Origin of the sequence: Streptosporangium minutum (genome assembly GCF_002149035.1) — a bacterium.
Lineage (GTDB): Bacteria > Actinomycetota > Actinomycetes > Streptosporangiales > Streptosporangiaceae > Streptosporangium > Streptosporangium minutum.
In genome coordinates this window covers 19,036-33,249 of sequence record NZ_NGFP01000085.1, presented here as the reverse complement: position 1 = coordinate 33,249, position 14,214 = coordinate 19,036, and the positions used below count along the sequence as shown (strand labels likewise).

Genomic DNA, 14,214 nt, shown 5'->3' with positions numbered 1-14,214 from the left:
GGGGCGGTGAGCGGCCGCCGGGCGGGTCGCCGGGCGGTGCCGTCGCGCTTCCACTTGCGGGCGGTGTCGAAAACGTGTTCCACTGATCGGCATGCGATGGGACGCGCCTGCGCTGCTCGCCGGACCGCCCGGGCCCCGGCCGCGGATCGAGCGCACCTCGGTGACCCGGGTTCACGGCGCGCTGACCTGCTATGAGGTGCAGGCCCGCAGTGGATTGGAGCGCACCGCCGGCGGCTGGACGGTCAGCCCCTACCGGGGGTGTGCCCAGGCCTGCCGCTACTGCGCGGTACGACGTGCCCACCGCTATCTGGGGCTGGACGCCGGCGCCGGTTTCGACTCCCAGATCGTGGTGCGCACCAACATCGTGCGGCGGCTGCGCGCCGACCTGGCGGCCAGGTGGGACGGCGAGCCGGTTACCGTGGGTGCGGCGGGCGACTGCTATCAGGGCGCCGAGGAGATCTACCGGCTGATGCCCGGCGTGGTGGCCGCCCTGCGCGAGGCCGGGGCGCCGTTCACCGTGCACACCAAGAGCACGCTGATCCTGCGTGACGCCGATCTGCTGGCCGCCTCCCCGGGGGCGGGTGCGGTGATCTCGATCGCCTTCGTCGACGACCAGATCCGCCGTACCGTGGAGCCCGGCGCGCCGAGCGCGCAAAAGCGCCTGGAGCTGGTGGCCGAGCTCAATGAGCGGGGTGTGCCGTGCGGGGTGGCGATGGCGCCCATCCTGCCGCTGCTGACCGACTCCCCTGACCAGCTGGCCGCCACCGTGCGCCGTGCCGCCGACGCCGGGGCCGTCAGTCTCACTCCGCATGTGCTGCGCCTGCCGCCCGGCGCGCGGGAGTGGTACCTGTCCTGGCTGGGTGATCACCATCCCGGGCTGGCCGCCCGTTACGGGGAGCTGTACGGCAAGGGGCCGGAGGCCGATCCCGCCTATGTGCGGGGCGTCACCGTTCAGGTGCTGCAGCTGGCCGCCCGTTACGGCATGAGCCCGACCCGTCCCGAGCAGCCGCTGCCGTTGGCTCTGCCCTCCCACCGGCAGCTCACCCTCATCTGAGAGCTCTGAGAGCGGGGCGGAGGCGGCGGGCGGATCCGCCGGTCCGCGCGGCCTGCTCCGCCGCGGGCCGGGCAGAGCCGGACATGCCGCGGGGCGGGCCCGTATCGGGCCCGCCCCGTGTGGGTGTCGGGTGGGCGGCATGGTCGGCGAGTCCGCCCGGCGGAGCCCGAAAGGGGGGCGCCGTCGAGGGAGCGCGCCCCCTCGGGCCGGGGCAGCCGGCGGGCGCTCCCCCGCTGTCGCCGTCAGGCCAGGGCGCTGCCCTTCTTCCACTGCTTGAACGGCATCTGCCAGAAACCCCAGCCGTTGTTCCACTCCATCTCCCGGTTGGTGCCGGTGATGGTGATCACGTCGCCGCGCTGGACCTGGTTGTAGAACCATCTGGCCTGGTCGGGGCGGGAGTTGATGCAGCCGTGGCTGACGTTCTGGCGGCCCTGGGCCCAGACGTTGTTGAGCGCGTGGACGTATTCGCCGCTGTTGGAGAAGCGCACCGCGTGGTTGATCATCAGGTCGTAGTAGCCCGGGTCGCCCTTCTTGCGGCCGGGTGAGATCATCCGCTCGGGGTTGGCCTTGCCCATCGCCAGGTGCACGCCGCTGGTGGTGGTGTACTCGCGGGTGCTGGCGTTGCCGGCGCTGATGAGCATGGTCTGCACGACCTTGCCGTCCCGTTTGACGATCATCTTGTGTTTGCGGGTGTCGATGGTGGCGATCTGGGCCGCGCCGATCCGGATGCTCTTGGTGAAGTCCTCGACCCCGTACATGTCCTTGCCGCCCTGAACGCCGTTGAGGCGGGCGGTGAAGGTCACCTTCTGGTGGGGCTGCCAGAACTTGGCGGTGCGGTAGATCACCGTGGTGTCGTTGATCCATCGCCAGGCGCCCTGGGAGGGCTTCTCCGACTCCACCTCCAGGGCCTGCTCGACGGCGGCCTTCTGGGTGACCGGCTGGTTGAAGGTGACGATGATCGGCGCCCCCACGCCGACCTTCTCCCCCTTCAGTGCCGGGGTCACGTCGGCCACTGCCAGCTCGACCTTGGGCTTGAGCGTCTTGAAGGAGCTGCTGGCGGTCGTGCCGCCCACCGCGCGCGCCGAGACGGTGTATTTGCTGGAGGGCTTCAACGGGGCCTTGGAGACCCATTTGGTGCGGTTGGCGTCGAAGGCGCCCGGCAGTGCCTTGCCGCCGCTCTCCACGGTGACCTGCTCGAGTGAGCCGTTGGCCGCGGTGACGACGACGCGTTTGTCCGGGCGTACGGTCGCGCTGCCCTCCGCTGGGCTGATCTTTATGACCGGTGCGGCCGGGGTGGTCTTCACATCGGTGTTGCCGCCGTCGGCGGCGGGGGCCGTCGAGGGCGACCCGCTGGAGCAGGAGGTGACCAGTACGGCCGCTGCCGCTACCGCCAGCCCCGCCAGTGGCGCCCTCATGCCTCGGCGCTCCACATTTAGCACAACTTTCTCCCCCACTACAGCAAACTGCGTTTAAAGACCCTAATAGGAGATGCGCGATGAGTACACCTGGTTCGGGAGAGTTGAGTCACATTTAGGTCACTTCGTAGAGTCAATAACATGCCAACCGGGAGTCAAGGGAGAGCATGGTGGCCAGGCCGGGGCGTCCGGCGTGGCCACTACGGCCCCAACTGCGCCGATGCCCCGCGTCGGGGCGGCTCGGCGGTTGTCGTCGGCCGCGCGCATCAAAGCGCCGCGGCGGGGCACAGGCGGGGTGCGTGAGCGCCCCGCTCCGGCTGTGACGGGTCCGCCGTGCCCTCCGACAGGGCAGCTAGGCTGACGTGATCGGCTCGCAGCCGATGTGACCGATTCGAGACGGAAGGCCTGGGTGATGACCACGACACGGCCCGCCGGCGGCACCGATCGCATGCGGCAGAGCACTCACGTGGCAGACGAGCCGCCCCCTGCGGGGCCGGGAGAGGAACTGCTGCGCGCCATCGTGGAGGCCTGCAGCGAGGGCGTGGTGCTCTGCGACACCGACGGTGTCGTCGTCATGGTCAACGCCGCGGCGGCGCGGATGGCGCCGGAGATCCTGCCCGGACGCCCCGCGGCCTCGGGCCGCGCTGCGGCGCTGTTCGGCCACGACCACCCCGAGGGCGACAGCAGGGAGGTCGGCCGCGGCCACCTGCGCCTGCGGGTGCGCCGGGAGGCCTTCGGCGTCGCCCACCACGCCTGGTACCTGCGCGACGTCACCGCCGAGTCGGCCAGGACCGACGCGCTGCTGGCCGAGCGCCGGCGCACCGAGTTCCTGGTGGAGGCCGGCCGGCGGCTGTCGGCCTCGCTCAACACCCGCCGCTGCGCCCGCACCGCGGTCGAGCTCGCCGTCTCCTTCCTGGCCGACGCCGCCATGGTCGTGCTGCCGCCCACCGGGCGCCGCCAGGCGGGCTGGCTGCGCTCGGTCGCCGGGCAGCACAGCCTGCAGGAGGGTGCGGTCACCGCGGCCTCCACCGCGCAGGTGCCCGGCCTGGCCGAGGCGCTGGCGGGTTTCCCGCCGGTGCCCAGCCGGTGGCTGGATCCCGGCCAGGCCCCCCGATGGCTGCTGCCCGACGGGTTCGGCCAGGCCGGCCACCTGCTCGTCACCCCGCTGCCCGGCAACGGCGTCCCGGCCGGGGCGCTGGTGCTCGCCCGCCGTGAGGGCGGCCCGGCCTTCGAGGAGGAGGACGAGGTCCTGGTGCGGGTCTTCGCCGCCCGCGCGGGCGCGGCGATCTCGGCCGCCGCCCTGTACCAGGAGCAGAGCGCCACCAACGCGATCTTGACCAGTGACCTGCTGCCGCCCGCCCTGCCCGCCCTGGCCGGGCTGGAGCTGGCCGGCTCACTGCGTTCGGCCCAGCAGGCCGGGCTGATCGGCGGCGACTTCTACGACCTCTACCTGCCCGGCCCCGGCGCCGCGGGCGAGCCGCTGGTGGTCCTGGGCGACGTCTGCGGCAAGGGGGCGCGCGCCGCCGTCCTGGCCGGGCAGGTCCGCCAGTCCCTGCGCACGCTGCTGCTGCTGGAAAGGCGCCCCGAGCGGCTGACGTCGCTGCTCAACCGCTCCCTGCTGGCCTCCCCCTCCCCCAACCCTTTCGTCACCCTGGTCCTGGGCGCGCTGCGGACCGGGCAGCAGGGCCACGTGCTGCTGGACCTGGCCGTCGCCGGGCATCCCCCGCCGCTCGTCCTGCGCCGGGACGGCACCGTGCAGGAGGTCACCGCCGGGGGCTCCCTGCTCGGCGCGCTGCAGGAGACCGTCATGACCCCGGTCACCGTCGATCTGGCCCCCGGCGAGTTGTGCCTGCTCTACAGCGACGGCATCACCGAGGCCGTCGGCGGCCCCACCGGCCGGCAGATGTACGGCGGGCAGCGGCTGATGCAGGCCCTGTCCACCTGCGCGGGCATGCCGGCTTCGGCGGCGGTGGAACGGCTGGAGCAGATCAGCACCGAATGGCTGGGCGGCGACGTCCAGGACGACCGGGTGCTGCTCGCCGTACAGGCCAGGGCCGCCCGATGAGCGGCACCGGGCTGCTGGCCGGCGACCTGCTCGCCGCCGGAGAGGACTACCTGCGGTGCATCGGCCGGGCCGACGAGTTCGGCGCCGTCGACCTGGTGGTCGGCCTGCTGGCCGACGGCGTGCCCGCCGAGCGCCTGCTGCTGGAGCTCATCGCGCCCGCCCAGCGGCGCGTCGGCGAGCTGTGGGCGGCCAACCGCTGGTCGGTCGCCCGCGAGCACGGGGCCACGGCCGTCAGCGAGCGCGCCGTCGCCGCGATCGCCACCCGTGTCCGGCCCGAGCCGACCCTGGGCCGCGTCACCGTCGCCTGCACCGACGGCGAGTACCACGCGCTGCCCACCCGGCTGCTGGCCGAGGTGCTGCGCCTGCGCGGCTGGCGGGTCGACTTCCTGGGCGCCAACGTGCCCGGCCCGCACCTGATCACCCACCTGCACCAGAGCGGGCCCGACGCGGTCGCGCTGGGCTGCGCCCTGGCCACCCGGCTGCCCCGGGCGCACGCCACGCTCACCGCCTGCCAGGCCGTCGGCGTGCCGGTCCTGGCCGGCGGCCCCGGGTTCGGCGCCGACGGCCGCTTCGCCCGGCTGCTGGGCGCCGACGCGTGGGCTCCCACCGCCGACGCCGCCGCCGACCGTCTGGCGGGCGGGCTGCCGTCCTTCGCCACGCCGTCGCAGGCGCCGGCCCACCTGGCCGATGAGGAGTACACCCATCTGACGCGCCGCCGCGGTGAGCTGCTCACCGGTGCGATGGCCGCCCTGGCCGGGGCCTACCCGCCGATGGCCGCCTACACCGCCCACCAGCTCGACGCCACCGCCGAGGATCTCGGTCACATTCTCGACTTCCTGGCCGCCGCCCTCTACGTCGACGACGTCGAGGTCTTCACCGGCTTCGTCACCTGGACCCGCGGCGTGCTGCAGGCGCGCGGGGTCCCGGCGAGGGCATTGGCGGTGGGATTGCGTATTTTCCGTGATGAGCTGCGAGACTTCCCCCGTGCCCGCCACATGCTGGTCCGGGGGATCGAGGCGGCTCACGACCGCGGCGCCGATTTGGAGACCTGACGACAGATGCTCGAGAAGACCCCGCTCCGTACCGAGGTGCAGAGCACCGCTGAGGGCACCACCCGCCTGGTGCTCACCGGTGACCTGGACTACGACACGGCCGCCGAGCTCTTCACGCTGGTGCAGGAGCTGTTCTCGCCTGACCTGCGCCTGCTGGAGCTGGATCTGTCCGGTCTGGACTTCGTCGACTCCTCCGGTGTGGCGGCCCTGATCAACGTCTACAACACCGCCCGCACCCGTGAGTCCGCCATGCGGATCATCGCCCTGACCCCCTACCTGCGGCACCTGTTCAAGGTGACCGCCCTGGACCAGGTCTTCGAGCTGCCGCCCGTCTAGCGGCGCGCGGCGCTCGTGCGCCGATCAGGCGGCCGCGGCCGGGGTGGTGGCCGGGCACGCCTGGGGTTCCCGCCGGTCGCGGTGCCGTACCGTCGTGCGGGGCCGCGGCCGGCGGCGGGGATCCCAGGGTGCGGCTCAGGCCGGGTCGGCTCCCGCCGGCCGGTGCCACAGCCGCTGGACCTGCTCGTAGGAGGGCAGGTCGCCGGGGACCGGGGCGCCGTCGGCCACCTGAAGCGCCGTGGTGACGGCCGCCCGCAGCGCGGCCCGGAACAGCAGGGAGCCGTAGCTGATGCGGGCCACGCCCAGCGCCGCCAGCTTCGACACCGGCACCTCGGCCTGGATGAGCACGTTCAGCGGCACCGGGGCCGCGGCGACCAGTGCCTGCACCTGCCGCTCCCCGGTGGCTCCCGGCACGAAGACCCCGTCGGCCCCCGCGTCGGCGTAGGCCTTGACGCGGTGGACGGCCGTGGCCAGGGCGTCGGGGGCGCGCAGCCAGAACGGGTCGGTGCGCGCGTTGACGAACAGCCGAGGCGCCCGCTGCTTGATCGCGCCGATCAGCGCCACCTGCTCGGCCGTCTCCGCCAGTCCCTGGCCGCGGCCGTCTTCGATGTTGACGCCCGCCACCCCCGCGGCCGCCAGTTGCGCGGCCAGTTCGGCCACCTGGGCGGGCGGGCCGCCGAAACCCCCTTCGATGTCCACGGTGACCGGCACGCCCAGCGTCGCGATCCCGCGCGCCAGGCTCACCGTCTGGGCCCGGGTGGCCTGCTCGGCGTCCGGCAGGCCCGCGGCGGCGGCCACCCCCAGGCTCGTGGTCCCCACCGCCGCGAACCCGGCCGCCGCCAGCGCCGCCGCCGAGGCGTGATCCCAGGCGTTGGGCAGCAGCAACGGCTGCGGGCCGTGGTGCAGCGCCCTGAACCGCTCGAACGTCATCGCCGTACCGCCTCGACCACACCGGCCGCCAGGGCCAGCGCGACCTCCTGCCCGGGGCAGGGACGCGGGCCCGCCCCGAAGGTCAGATGCTCCTGGGGGCGGCCGGGCCGGAAACGGCCGGGGTCGTCGAAGATGAGCGGGTCGCGGTTGGCGGCGGCCAGGTCGAGCAGCACCGTCACCTCGGCGGCGGCGGCGCCGGCGGGTCCCGGCCGTGCCGCGCCGCGGCGCAGCACCCGGACCGGCGGGTCGTGGCGCAGCGTCTCGGCCAGCAGATCCTCCACCGGGCAGCGGGGGGCGTCGGCCGCCAGCGCGTTGCGGATCAGAGCGGCCGTCGCCTCGCATGCCTGGGCCAGCAGCCCGGCCAGTACGGCCAGCCGCTCGGGGTCCGGGTCGCCCAGCAGCCGCGACAGCCGTGCCACAGCGGCATCGGCCGGCGCCGTGTCCTCGCCGGGGCGCCCGGACGGGGCGGGCAGGTAGGACGGGGCGATCGCCGCGACCGCCCGCGCCGCCTGGCCGGCCTCGGAGGCGTCGACCCCGAGCGCGACGGCCAGCACCTCGATCGGGACCAGCTCGACCGGCGGCGCCCCGGCCTGGCGGTGCGAGGCCCGGGTGAAGGCCTCGGCGCGCAGCGCCCGCGTATCCAGCCCGGCCAGCACCTGTACCGCCGCGGCCCGGCGTGCGGCGTGCGGGGCGCCGTCGGCGAAACGGCCGACCGCGCCGCGCAGCCAGGCGACCGTCAGGGCGAAGGGCGGCCGGGGGGCCGCCACGACGGTGAGAGCGGGGTCGGCCAGGGCCGCGCGCACCTCGTGGTGGCGGCTGAGGATCAGCGGTGGTGAGGTCATGGCCCTCACGGTAGGCGCGGGAGGTTTCGGCGCCCGCCGAAGTGTGCGCAGGCCATGATGGAACGATGACATCCACGACGCCGATCTCGCTGGCCACGCTGGCCGGGCTGCTGGCCGACGCCACCCGTGCGCGGTTCTGCCTGGCCCTGCTGGACGGGCGTGCCTGGACCGCCGGGGAGCTGGCCAGGCACGCCGGGGTGGCGGCCTCCACGGCCAGTGAGCACCTGTCGCACCTGGTGCGGGGAGGGCTGCTGGCCGAGGAACGGCAGGGACGCCACCGGTATGTGCGGCTCGCCGGGCCGCAGGTGGCCCAGCTCATCGAGGACATGACGGCTCACGCCGAGCGCGCCGGGGCCGCCGCCGGGCCGCCGACGCTGCGCGCGGCGAGCGCGGCCAGGGCGATGGCGGCGGCGCGCACCTGCTACGACCATCTGGCCGGCCGGCTCGGGGTGGCGATCACCGACGCGCTCACCACGCGGGGGCTGCTGCGCCAGGACGCCGGCTTCGCCCTCAGCGACGACGGGCTGGCGTGGTTCGCGGCGGAGCTGGGGGCGGTCCTGCCGGCGTCCGGCGGCAGGCGCCCCCTGGCCCGGCCCTGCCTGGACTGGACCGAACGCCGCCATCACCTGGCCGGGACCGCCGGGGCCGTGCTGTGCGCGACCGCACTGGAACGCCGGTGGGTCAGCCGGATCGGGTCCGGGCGCGCGCTGCGCCTGACCGGGACCGGCCGGCAGGCCCTGAGCGCGCTGCTGGGCCTGCGCGACCCCACCGGCGACCTCGCCGATGGGATCGCCGGTGAGCTCAGGGCGAGCGCAGCCGGTGGGTGAGGCTGGTGTGACGCCGTCCGGCGCCGCGGGTGCGCACCGCCTGCGCCAGCGCCCGGCGTGAGCCGACGATGACGACGAGTTTCTTGGCCCGGGTGATCGCGGTGTAGAGCAGGTTGCGCTGCAGCATCATCCACGCGCTGGTGGCCAGCGGGATGACCACGGCCGGGTACTCGCTGCCCTGGGAGCGGTGGATGGACACCGCGTAGGCGTGCGCCAGCTCGTCCAGCTCGTCGAAGGCGTATTCGACGTTCTCGTCCTCATCGGTCAGCACGGTCAGCTTGTGGTCGTCGGGTTTGATGTCGACCACGACGCCCACGGTCCCGTTGAACACCCCCGCCGCGCCCTTGTCGTAGTTGTTGCGCAGCTGGGTCACCTTGTCGCCGACGCGGTAGACGCGGCCGCCGTAGCGGCGCTCGGGCATGCCCTCCCGGGAGGGGGTCAGCGCCTCCTGCAGCGCGTTGTTGAGGTTGCCCGCTCCGGCCGCGCCGCGGTGCATCGGCGCCAGCACCTGCACGTCCCGGCGCGGGTTGAGGCCGAACTTGCGGGGGATCCGGTTGGCCACCACGTCCACGGTCAGCGCCGCGATCTCCTCGGGCTCCTCGCAGGGGAACAGGAAGAAGTCGCCCATGCCCTCCAGCGCCGGGGGCAGGCCGGTGTTGACGCGGTGGGCGTTGACGACCACGCCCGACTCCTGGGCCTGGCGGAAGATGTGGGTCAGGCGCACCCGGGGGATCTCCTCCTCGGCGGCCAGCAGGTCCCGCAGCACCTCGCCCGCGCCGACCGAGGGCAGCTGGTCCACATCCCCCACGAACAGCAGGTGCGTGCCCGGCGCGATGGCCTTGACCAGCTTGTTGGCCAGCAGCAGGTCCAGCATCGAGGCCTCGTCGACCACGACCAGGTCGGCGTCCAGGGGGTTGTCGCGGTCGAAGGTGGCCTCCCCGCCGGGGCGCAGCTGCAGCAGCCGGTGCACGGTGGTGGCCTCGTGGCCGGTCAGCTCCGCGAGCCTCTTGGCGGCCCGGCCGGTGGGTGCGGCCAAGATGACCTTGGCCTTCTTGGCTCGTGCGAGGGTGACGATGGAGCGCACGGTGAAGCTCTTGCCGCAGCCGGGCCCGCCGGTCAGCACCGCGACCTTCTCGCACAACGCCAGCCGTACGGCGTGGGCCTGCTCGGGGGCGAGCTCGGCGTCGGTCTGCTTGTGCAGCCATTGCAGCGCCACCTGCCAGTCCACCGATCCGAAGACGCCCAGCCGGTCGTGGCCGGAGGTCAGCAGGGCGCGCAGGGAGCCGGCCAGCGACAGCTCGGCGCGGTGGAAGGGGACCAGGTAGACCGCGGGCACGAGGCTGTCGCCGGCGGGGACCTCCTCGCGGACCACGCCCTCCTCGGCGACCAGCTCCTCCAGGCAGCGGACGGTCAGTTCGGCCGGGACCTGCAGGATCTTCACCGCGTCGGCGACGAGGTTGGGGGCCGGCAGGTAGCAGTGGCCGTCGTCGGCCGCCTGCGACAGGGTGTAGCGCAGGCCCGCCTTGACCCGTTCGGGGCTGTCGTGCGGGATGCCGACGGCCTGGGCGATGGTGTCGGCGGTCTTGAAGCCGATGCCCCACACGTCGTCGGCCAGCCGGTAGGGCTCGCTCTTGACGACCGTGATGGAGGCGTCGCCGTACTGTTTGAAGATCCGCACCGCGATGGAGGTCGACACGCCGACCCCCTGAAGGAAGATCATCACCTCTTTGATGATCTTCTGCTCCTCCCAGGCGACGCCGATCATCTTGGTCCGCTTGGGGCCGAGGCCGGGGACCTCGACCAGCCGTTCGGGGGCGGTCTCGATGATCTGCAGGGTGTCGGCGCCGAAGTGGTCGACGATCCGTTCGGCCATCTTCGGCCCGATGCCCTTGATCAGCCCGGAGCCGAGGTAGCGCTGGATGCCCTGGACGGTGGCGGGCAGCACGGTGGCGTAGGACCACACCTCGAACTGCTTGCCGTACTTGGGGTGGGAGGTCCAGCGCCCGGTCAGCCGCAGCGACTCGCCGGGCTGGGCGCCCAGCAGCGGCCCGACCACGGTCAGCAGATCGCTGCCCGAGCGTTCGGTGGCCACCCTGGCGATGGTGTAGCCGGTCTCCTCGTTGGCGTAGGTGATGCGTTCGAGGACGGCCTCGATGGACGCGCCAGGGGGACCACCCGATCCAGGGTTCACGGAAAAAACCTCTCTCCTAGCCTTCCCGGGCCAGGGTAGAGCAGTGGCGGGCGGCCGCTGATCAGTTGGCGGGGTTTCGGCCGTCTCGCGGACGATACGCGCACATACCGACACTTCGCGAAACACGGCTCGCCGGTCGGAGCTGAGGTCCCTCTCCCCCTCCTCCCTCCCCTGCCGCCGGGAACGCGGCCGCCGCCTCCCCGGGCGGCCTTCCGCTGGGCCGCACCCGCACCCGCACCGCGCAAGAGCGGGTGGGCGCCGTCCCGGGGGCCCGCCTGCCGCGCTCCCTGCCTCGTCCCCTGCCTCATCCGCCGGCCGACTGCCCGGGCCGCCTCACCGCAGGCGGATCGTCTGGCCGATCCGGTCGAACAGCCGCTGCTTGCCGTTCTGGTCGGTGCTGAGCGTGACGGTGCAGGTCCGGCCCGAGCCGGGCAGGTAGAACTGGGTGCCTTTGATCTCCATGCCGCCGGCGGGGAAGGTGTAGACCAGCTTGGCCGCCTCGACGCCGCCGACGGTGACCTTGGTGGCCTCGGTGACCTTGGCCTTGACCTGCTCCAGGTCCTTGGTGGCCGCGCCGATCAGCTGGTCGGCGGAGATGTTTCCGCTGGACTGGCAGTAGCCGTTGAGGTTGGTGGTGAACTTGTTCGGCGAGCTCTGGCGTGACTTGGGGTCGAAGGCCCAGACGGCCTTGTTGGTCACCAGCGGCTGCAGGTCCTCCTTGGCCTGCTCCAGCGCCTTGCCCGACAGGCCGCTGCGCTTGAGGCCCTGTTCGAGGTCGTTCTTGGTCAGGTCGAGCGCGACCCAGGGGCCGGGGACGGCCACCGACAGCCCGTTGGCGGGGCTGCCGACCTGTTCGAATCCCTTGGGCACGTCGCCGGCCCCGCCGGTCGCGGTGCCCGGGCTCGCGGTGGGGGCCTTGGCCAGGTTGATCGAGCCGCCGCCCGCGCAGGCGGTGGCCAGTGCCAGGCACAGCACGCCCGTGCTCGTCACGATGGGATAGCGCTTACGCACCAGACTGCCCTCCTCGCGGACCTCGCCGGAGGCCCGAGCCGATTGACCTGTGAAATCTGCCGGGTGAATCGCCACAGGGGGGCGTCCCGCGCCGGAAGCGTCGTCCCGGGCGGTGCGTGGCAGACCGACCGTGTCAGGTGGTGCGCTCATCGCGTGCGGCCACTTGACGGTGGAAGGCCGACGGAGCGGTATATCGATTGACCTCCGCGTGATCCTATTTCTGCAGGTTAAGCGGTAAGTGTCTGTGCGGTTGGGTTCTGCCGCGGTGTGTCGCGGGAGATTGCCGGCACCGGTCGCGGCCCAGCCGCGTTCAGGGCGCCTGGCGGCACCTCGCGGCGTGTGCCTGCCGCAGCGCGGGTGCCGGGACCGCCTGCCGCGGCTGGGTGAACCGCAGCATGTTGCCGGAGGGGTCGAGGAAGGCGCAGTCGCGGACGCCGTCGGGCCGGTCGATCGGTTCTTGCATCACTTCGGCGCCCGCTGCCTCGATGTGCTCGAAGGTGGCGTCGCAGTTGCCGGTCACGAAGACAAGACGGCCCAGCAGGCCCTTGGCCGTCAGGTCCTCGATCATCCGCCGGTCGGCCGGCGAGGCGCCCGGGGCCGCGCCGGGCGACCGGAGTGAGATCCGCACGTCCGGCTGCGACGGCGGGCCGATGCGCACCCACCGCATCCCCTCGGATTCGATGTCATCGCGTATCTCGAAGCCGAGCACGTCACGGTAGAAGGCGAGCGCCTCGTCGACGTCGTGGACGGCGAGAGTGCAAGACGACAGCGTGAGATTCGTTCCGCTCGCGCTGCGGGCCGGTCGGGGGGTACGGCTCATCGCCGCTCCTTGTCGTCGGCGTTGCTGTTGGCGCCGAGAAAGACGATGTCGAGGTCGCGGAGCCGGTCGGGGTCGGTGTCGACGGCGATGCGGGTGATCTTCTCGCCGCTGACGGTGAAGGTGAAGGTGAAGACGGCCTTCGGCCGGCCGCGGTGCGACCAGACGGCCGCCGGGACGCCGTCGACCAGAGCGAGCCGGGCGGCCTGGGCTCGCCCGGCGAAGAAAGCCGCCACCGCGTGGGCGCCGCGGACCTCGACGGCCATGGCGTCCGGATCGAGCAGTTCGAGCAGGGCGGCGAAGTCCCCGCTCCGGGAGGCGGCCAGGAAGGCGGCGACGATTTCCCGCTTCGCCGATCGCGCGGCGTCGGATGCCCCGGCCGCTCCCCGCACCCGGCGCCGGGCCCGGCTGGCCAGTTGCCGGGCCGCCACCGGGGAGCGGTCCATGATGGCGCCGATCTCGCCGAAGGAGACGGCGAAGACGTCGTGCAGGACGAACGCGAGCCGTTCGGCGGGAGTCAGCGTGTCCAGCACCACCATCAGCGCGACACCGACCGAATCGGCCAGCAGCGCCTCGTCCTCGGGGTCGGCCTGGCCGGCTGGGCGGATGCCCGGGTGCGGCGCGGCCGGCTCGGGCGGCAGCGCCCCGGCCGACTCCTCACGCCGGGTCCGGCGTGCCTCGAGCATGTTCAGGCAGACCCGGGCGACGACCGTGGTCAGCCACCCGGCCGGATTCTCCACCTGGCCGGTGTCGGCGCGGCTGACCCGCAGCCACGCCTCCTGCACTGCGTCCTCGGCCTCGCCGGGTGAGCCGAGCATCCGGTAGGCCACCGCCCGCAAGCGGCCCTGGTGCTCGGCGAACCGCTCGCTCAGCCAGTCCTGCTCAACCATCTGTCACATTCCTCCATCCGGGCCTGTCATATCGATTGACCGGCGAACCCGCGCCGATGTGACATCCGGGCCCGGCCCGGATGCCCGGCCTGCCGGTTCAGGCGGCACACACATCTGAAGCACTTGGGAGACAGACATGAAAGCGCACGTGAGCTCGATCCTCCTCGGCGTCCGGGACATGGAGCGGGCCAAGCGGTTCTACACCGAGGGGCTCGGCTGGAAGGTCAAGGACGACTACGGCATCTCGGTGTTCTTCGAGTCCGACGGCGCCTCGCCCGTCGGCTTCTACGGCCGCGAAGGCCTGGCCGGCCAGGTGGGCACGGGCCCGGAGGGCAGCGGCTTCAGCGGACTGGTCCTCACCTACGTCGTCCGCAGCGAGGCGCGGGTCGAGGAGATCATCGCGGAGGCCGAGAAGGCCGGCGCCACGATCCTCAAGCCCGCCGGCGCCCTGCCGTGGGGCGGGTACGGCGGCACCTTCGCCGACCCGGACGGCTACATCTGGAGTCTGGGCTACAGCGCCCAGGCAACGGAGCAGCCCTACGCGGAGTAGCCGGCGGGGAAAGCCTGCGGCGAGTGTGGGTCCGGACGGCTGTCTGTGGAGAGTCACCGCCTACGCCTCCTGACCCGTAGGCCTCACGCGGGGCCGGCCGGACACGCCACACCCGGCGCGCTCGGCCGGCCCGGGCTCCTCGCTCAAGGAGGCGAGGGCCCGGGACGGCCGGGCGCGTGCCGCGCTCGTCCACGACCGGGCGCGGTGCTTGACCACCGTTGCCGCAGCCGTGGG

13 protein-coding genes are annotated in these 14,214 nt (G+C 73.2%); 6 read left to right on the top strand and 7 right to left on the bottom strand.

Features of this window, described 5'->3' with window-relative positions:
* The first annotated feature begins 91 nt into the window (after window positions 1-91).
* Window positions 92-1,054 carry a radical SAM protein gene (locus CA984_RS19505; RefSeq protein WP_086574408.1) on the top strand — a complete coding sequence of 321 codons (963 nt, stop codon included), beginning with the start codon at window positions 92-94 and terminating at the stop codon, window positions 1,052-1,054.
* A 242-nt stretch (window positions 1,055-1,296) separates the two neighbouring features.
* On the opposite strand, the gene CA984_RS19500 is transcribed toward CA984_RS19505, so the two are convergent.
* Entirely contained in the window at window positions 1,297-2,469 is a 1,173-nt protein-coding gene (locus CA984_RS19500; protein WP_086574406.1) for a L,D-transpeptidase, read from the bottom strand.
* Between the two features lie 412 nt (window positions 2,470-2,881).
* On the opposite strand from CA984_RS19500, the gene CA984_RS19495 reads away from it, so the two are divergent.
* Genes CA984_RS19495 through CA984_RS19485 form a run of 3 tightly spaced genes read left to right on the top strand, consistent with a single transcriptional unit; the run spans window position 2,882 to window position 5,922 of the window.
* Window positions 2,882-4,534, top strand: coding sequence for a PP2C family protein-serine/threonine phosphatase (locus tag CA984_RS19495; RefSeq protein WP_086574404.1), 1,653 nt, complete (start codon window positions 2,882-2,884; stop codon window positions 4,532-4,534).
* Window positions 4,531-5,586, top strand: coding sequence for a cobalamin B12-binding domain-containing protein (locus CA984_RS19490; RefSeq protein ID WP_086574402.1), 1,056 nt, complete (start codon window positions 4,531-4,533; stop codon window positions 5,584-5,586). Before CA984_RS19495 ends, CA984_RS19490 begins: the two co-directional genes overlap by 4 nt.
* A gap of 6 nt (window positions 5,587-5,592) precedes the next feature.
* Entirely contained in the window at window positions 5,593-5,922 is a 330-nt protein-coding gene (locus CA984_RS19485; RefSeq protein WP_086574400.1) for an STAS domain-containing protein, read from the top strand.
* A 135-nt stretch (window positions 5,923-6,057) separates the two neighbouring features.
* On the opposite strand, the gene CA984_RS47245 is transcribed toward CA984_RS19485, so the two are convergent.
* Window positions 6,058-6,852: an isocitrate lyase/PEP mutase family protein gene (locus CA984_RS47245; protein WP_086574398.1), complete on the bottom strand. Its 795-nt coding sequence runs from the start codon at window positions 6,850-6,852 to the stop codon at window positions 6,058-6,060.
* Complete coding sequence (locus tag CA984_RS47240; RefSeq protein WP_086574396.1) at window positions 6,849-7,694, bottom strand: cytochrome P450; 846 nt, start codon at window positions 7,692-7,694, stop codon at window positions 6,849-6,851. The genes CA984_RS47245 and CA984_RS47240 overlap by 4 nt, the downstream gene beginning before the upstream one ends.
* Window positions 7,695-7,759: 65 nt before the next feature.
* On the opposite strand from CA984_RS47240, the gene CA984_RS19470 reads away from it, so the two are divergent.
* Entirely contained in the window at window positions 7,760-8,521 is a 762-nt protein-coding gene (locus CA984_RS19470) for an ArsR/SmtB family transcription factor (protein ID WP_086574394.1), read from the top strand.
* Here the strand turns inward: CA984_RS19470 and recD2 are convergent.
* The 4 genes from recD2 to CA984_RS19450 form a co-directional block, all read right to left on the bottom strand.
* Entirely contained in the window at window positions 8,496-10,712 is a 2,217-nt protein-coding gene (recD2, locus tag CA984_RS19465) for an SF1B family DNA helicase RecD2 (protein ID WP_207620940.1), read from the bottom strand. The two genes, CA984_RS19470 and recD2, sit on opposite strands and share 26 nt — an antisense overlap.
* 333 nt (window positions 10,713-11,045) lie before the next feature.
* On the bottom strand, window positions 11,046-11,723 hold the full coding sequence (locus CA984_RS19460) for a hypothetical protein (RefSeq protein WP_086574392.1): 678 nt from the start codon (window positions 11,721-11,723) through the stop codon (window positions 11,046-11,048).
* A gap of 310 nt (window positions 11,724-12,033) precedes the next feature.
* The gene (locus CA984_RS19455; protein WP_086574390.1) at window positions 12,034-12,543 is read right to left on the bottom strand and encodes a VOC family protein; all 510 of its coding nucleotides are present in this window, start codon (window positions 12,541-12,543) and stop codon (window positions 12,034-12,036) included.
* Window positions 12,540-13,430, bottom strand: a complete 891-nt coding sequence (locus CA984_RS19450) for a sigma-70 family RNA polymerase sigma factor (protein WP_086574388.1) — start codon at window positions 13,428-13,430, stop codon at window positions 12,540-12,542. Before CA984_RS19450 ends, CA984_RS19455 begins: the two co-directional genes overlap by 4 nt.
* 136 nt (window positions 13,431-13,566) lie before the next feature.
* Here CA984_RS19450 and CA984_RS19445 point away from each other — a divergent pair, with 136 nt between their 5' ends.
* Window positions 13,567-13,980: a VOC family protein gene (locus tag CA984_RS19445; RefSeq protein ID WP_086574386.1), complete on the top strand. Its 414-nt coding sequence runs from the start codon at window positions 13,567-13,569 to the stop codon at window positions 13,978-13,980.
* The last annotated feature ends 234 nt before the right edge of the window (window positions 13,981-14,214 follow it).

What these genes read in the sequence shown, in the direction of transcription:
- CA984_RS19485 (WP_086574400.1), top strand. Translation starts at nt 5,593, where the DNA reads ATGCTCGAGAAGACCCCGCTCCGTACCGAGGTGCAGAGCACCGCTGAG.
- CA984_RS47240 (WP_086574396.1), bottom strand. Translation starts at nt 7,694, where the DNA reads ATGACCTCACCACCGCTGATCCTCAGCCGCCACCACGAGGTGCGCGCG.
- CA984_RS19495 (WP_086574404.1), top strand. Translation starts at nt 2,882, where the DNA reads ATGACCACGACACGGCCCGCCGGCGGCACCGATCGCATGCGGCAGAGC.
- CA984_RS19455 (WP_086574390.1), bottom strand. Translation starts at nt 12,543, where the DNA reads ATGAGCCGTACCCCCCGACCGGCCCGCAGCGCGAGCGGAACGAATCTC.
- CA984_RS19445 (WP_086574386.1), top strand. Translation starts at nt 13,567, where the DNA reads ATGAAAGCGCACGTGAGCTCGATCCTCCTCGGCGTCCGGGACATGGAG.
- CA984_RS19500 (WP_086574406.1), bottom strand. Translation starts at nt 2,469, where the DNA reads ATGAGGGCGCCACTGGCGGGGCTGGCGGTAGCGGCAGCGGCCGTACTG.
- CA984_RS47245 (WP_086574398.1), bottom strand. Translation starts at nt 6,852, where the DNA reads ATGACGTTCGAGCGGTTCAGGGCGCTGCACCACGGCCCGCAGCCGTTG.
- CA984_RS19505 (WP_086574408.1), top strand. Translation starts at nt 92, where the DNA reads ATGCGATGGGACGCGCCTGCGCTGCTCGCCGGACCGCCCGGGCCCCGG.
- CA984_RS19470 (WP_086574394.1), top strand. Translation starts at nt 7,760, where the DNA reads ATGACATCCACGACGCCGATCTCGCTGGCCACGCTGGCCGGGCTGCTG.
- CA984_RS19450 (WP_086574388.1), bottom strand. Translation starts at nt 13,430, where the DNA reads ATGGTTGAGCAGGACTGGCTGAGCGAGCGGTTCGCCGAGCACCAGGGC.
- CA984_RS19490 (WP_086574402.1), top strand. Translation starts at nt 4,531, where the DNA reads ATGAGCGGCACCGGGCTGCTGGCCGGCGACCTGCTCGCCGCCGGAGAG.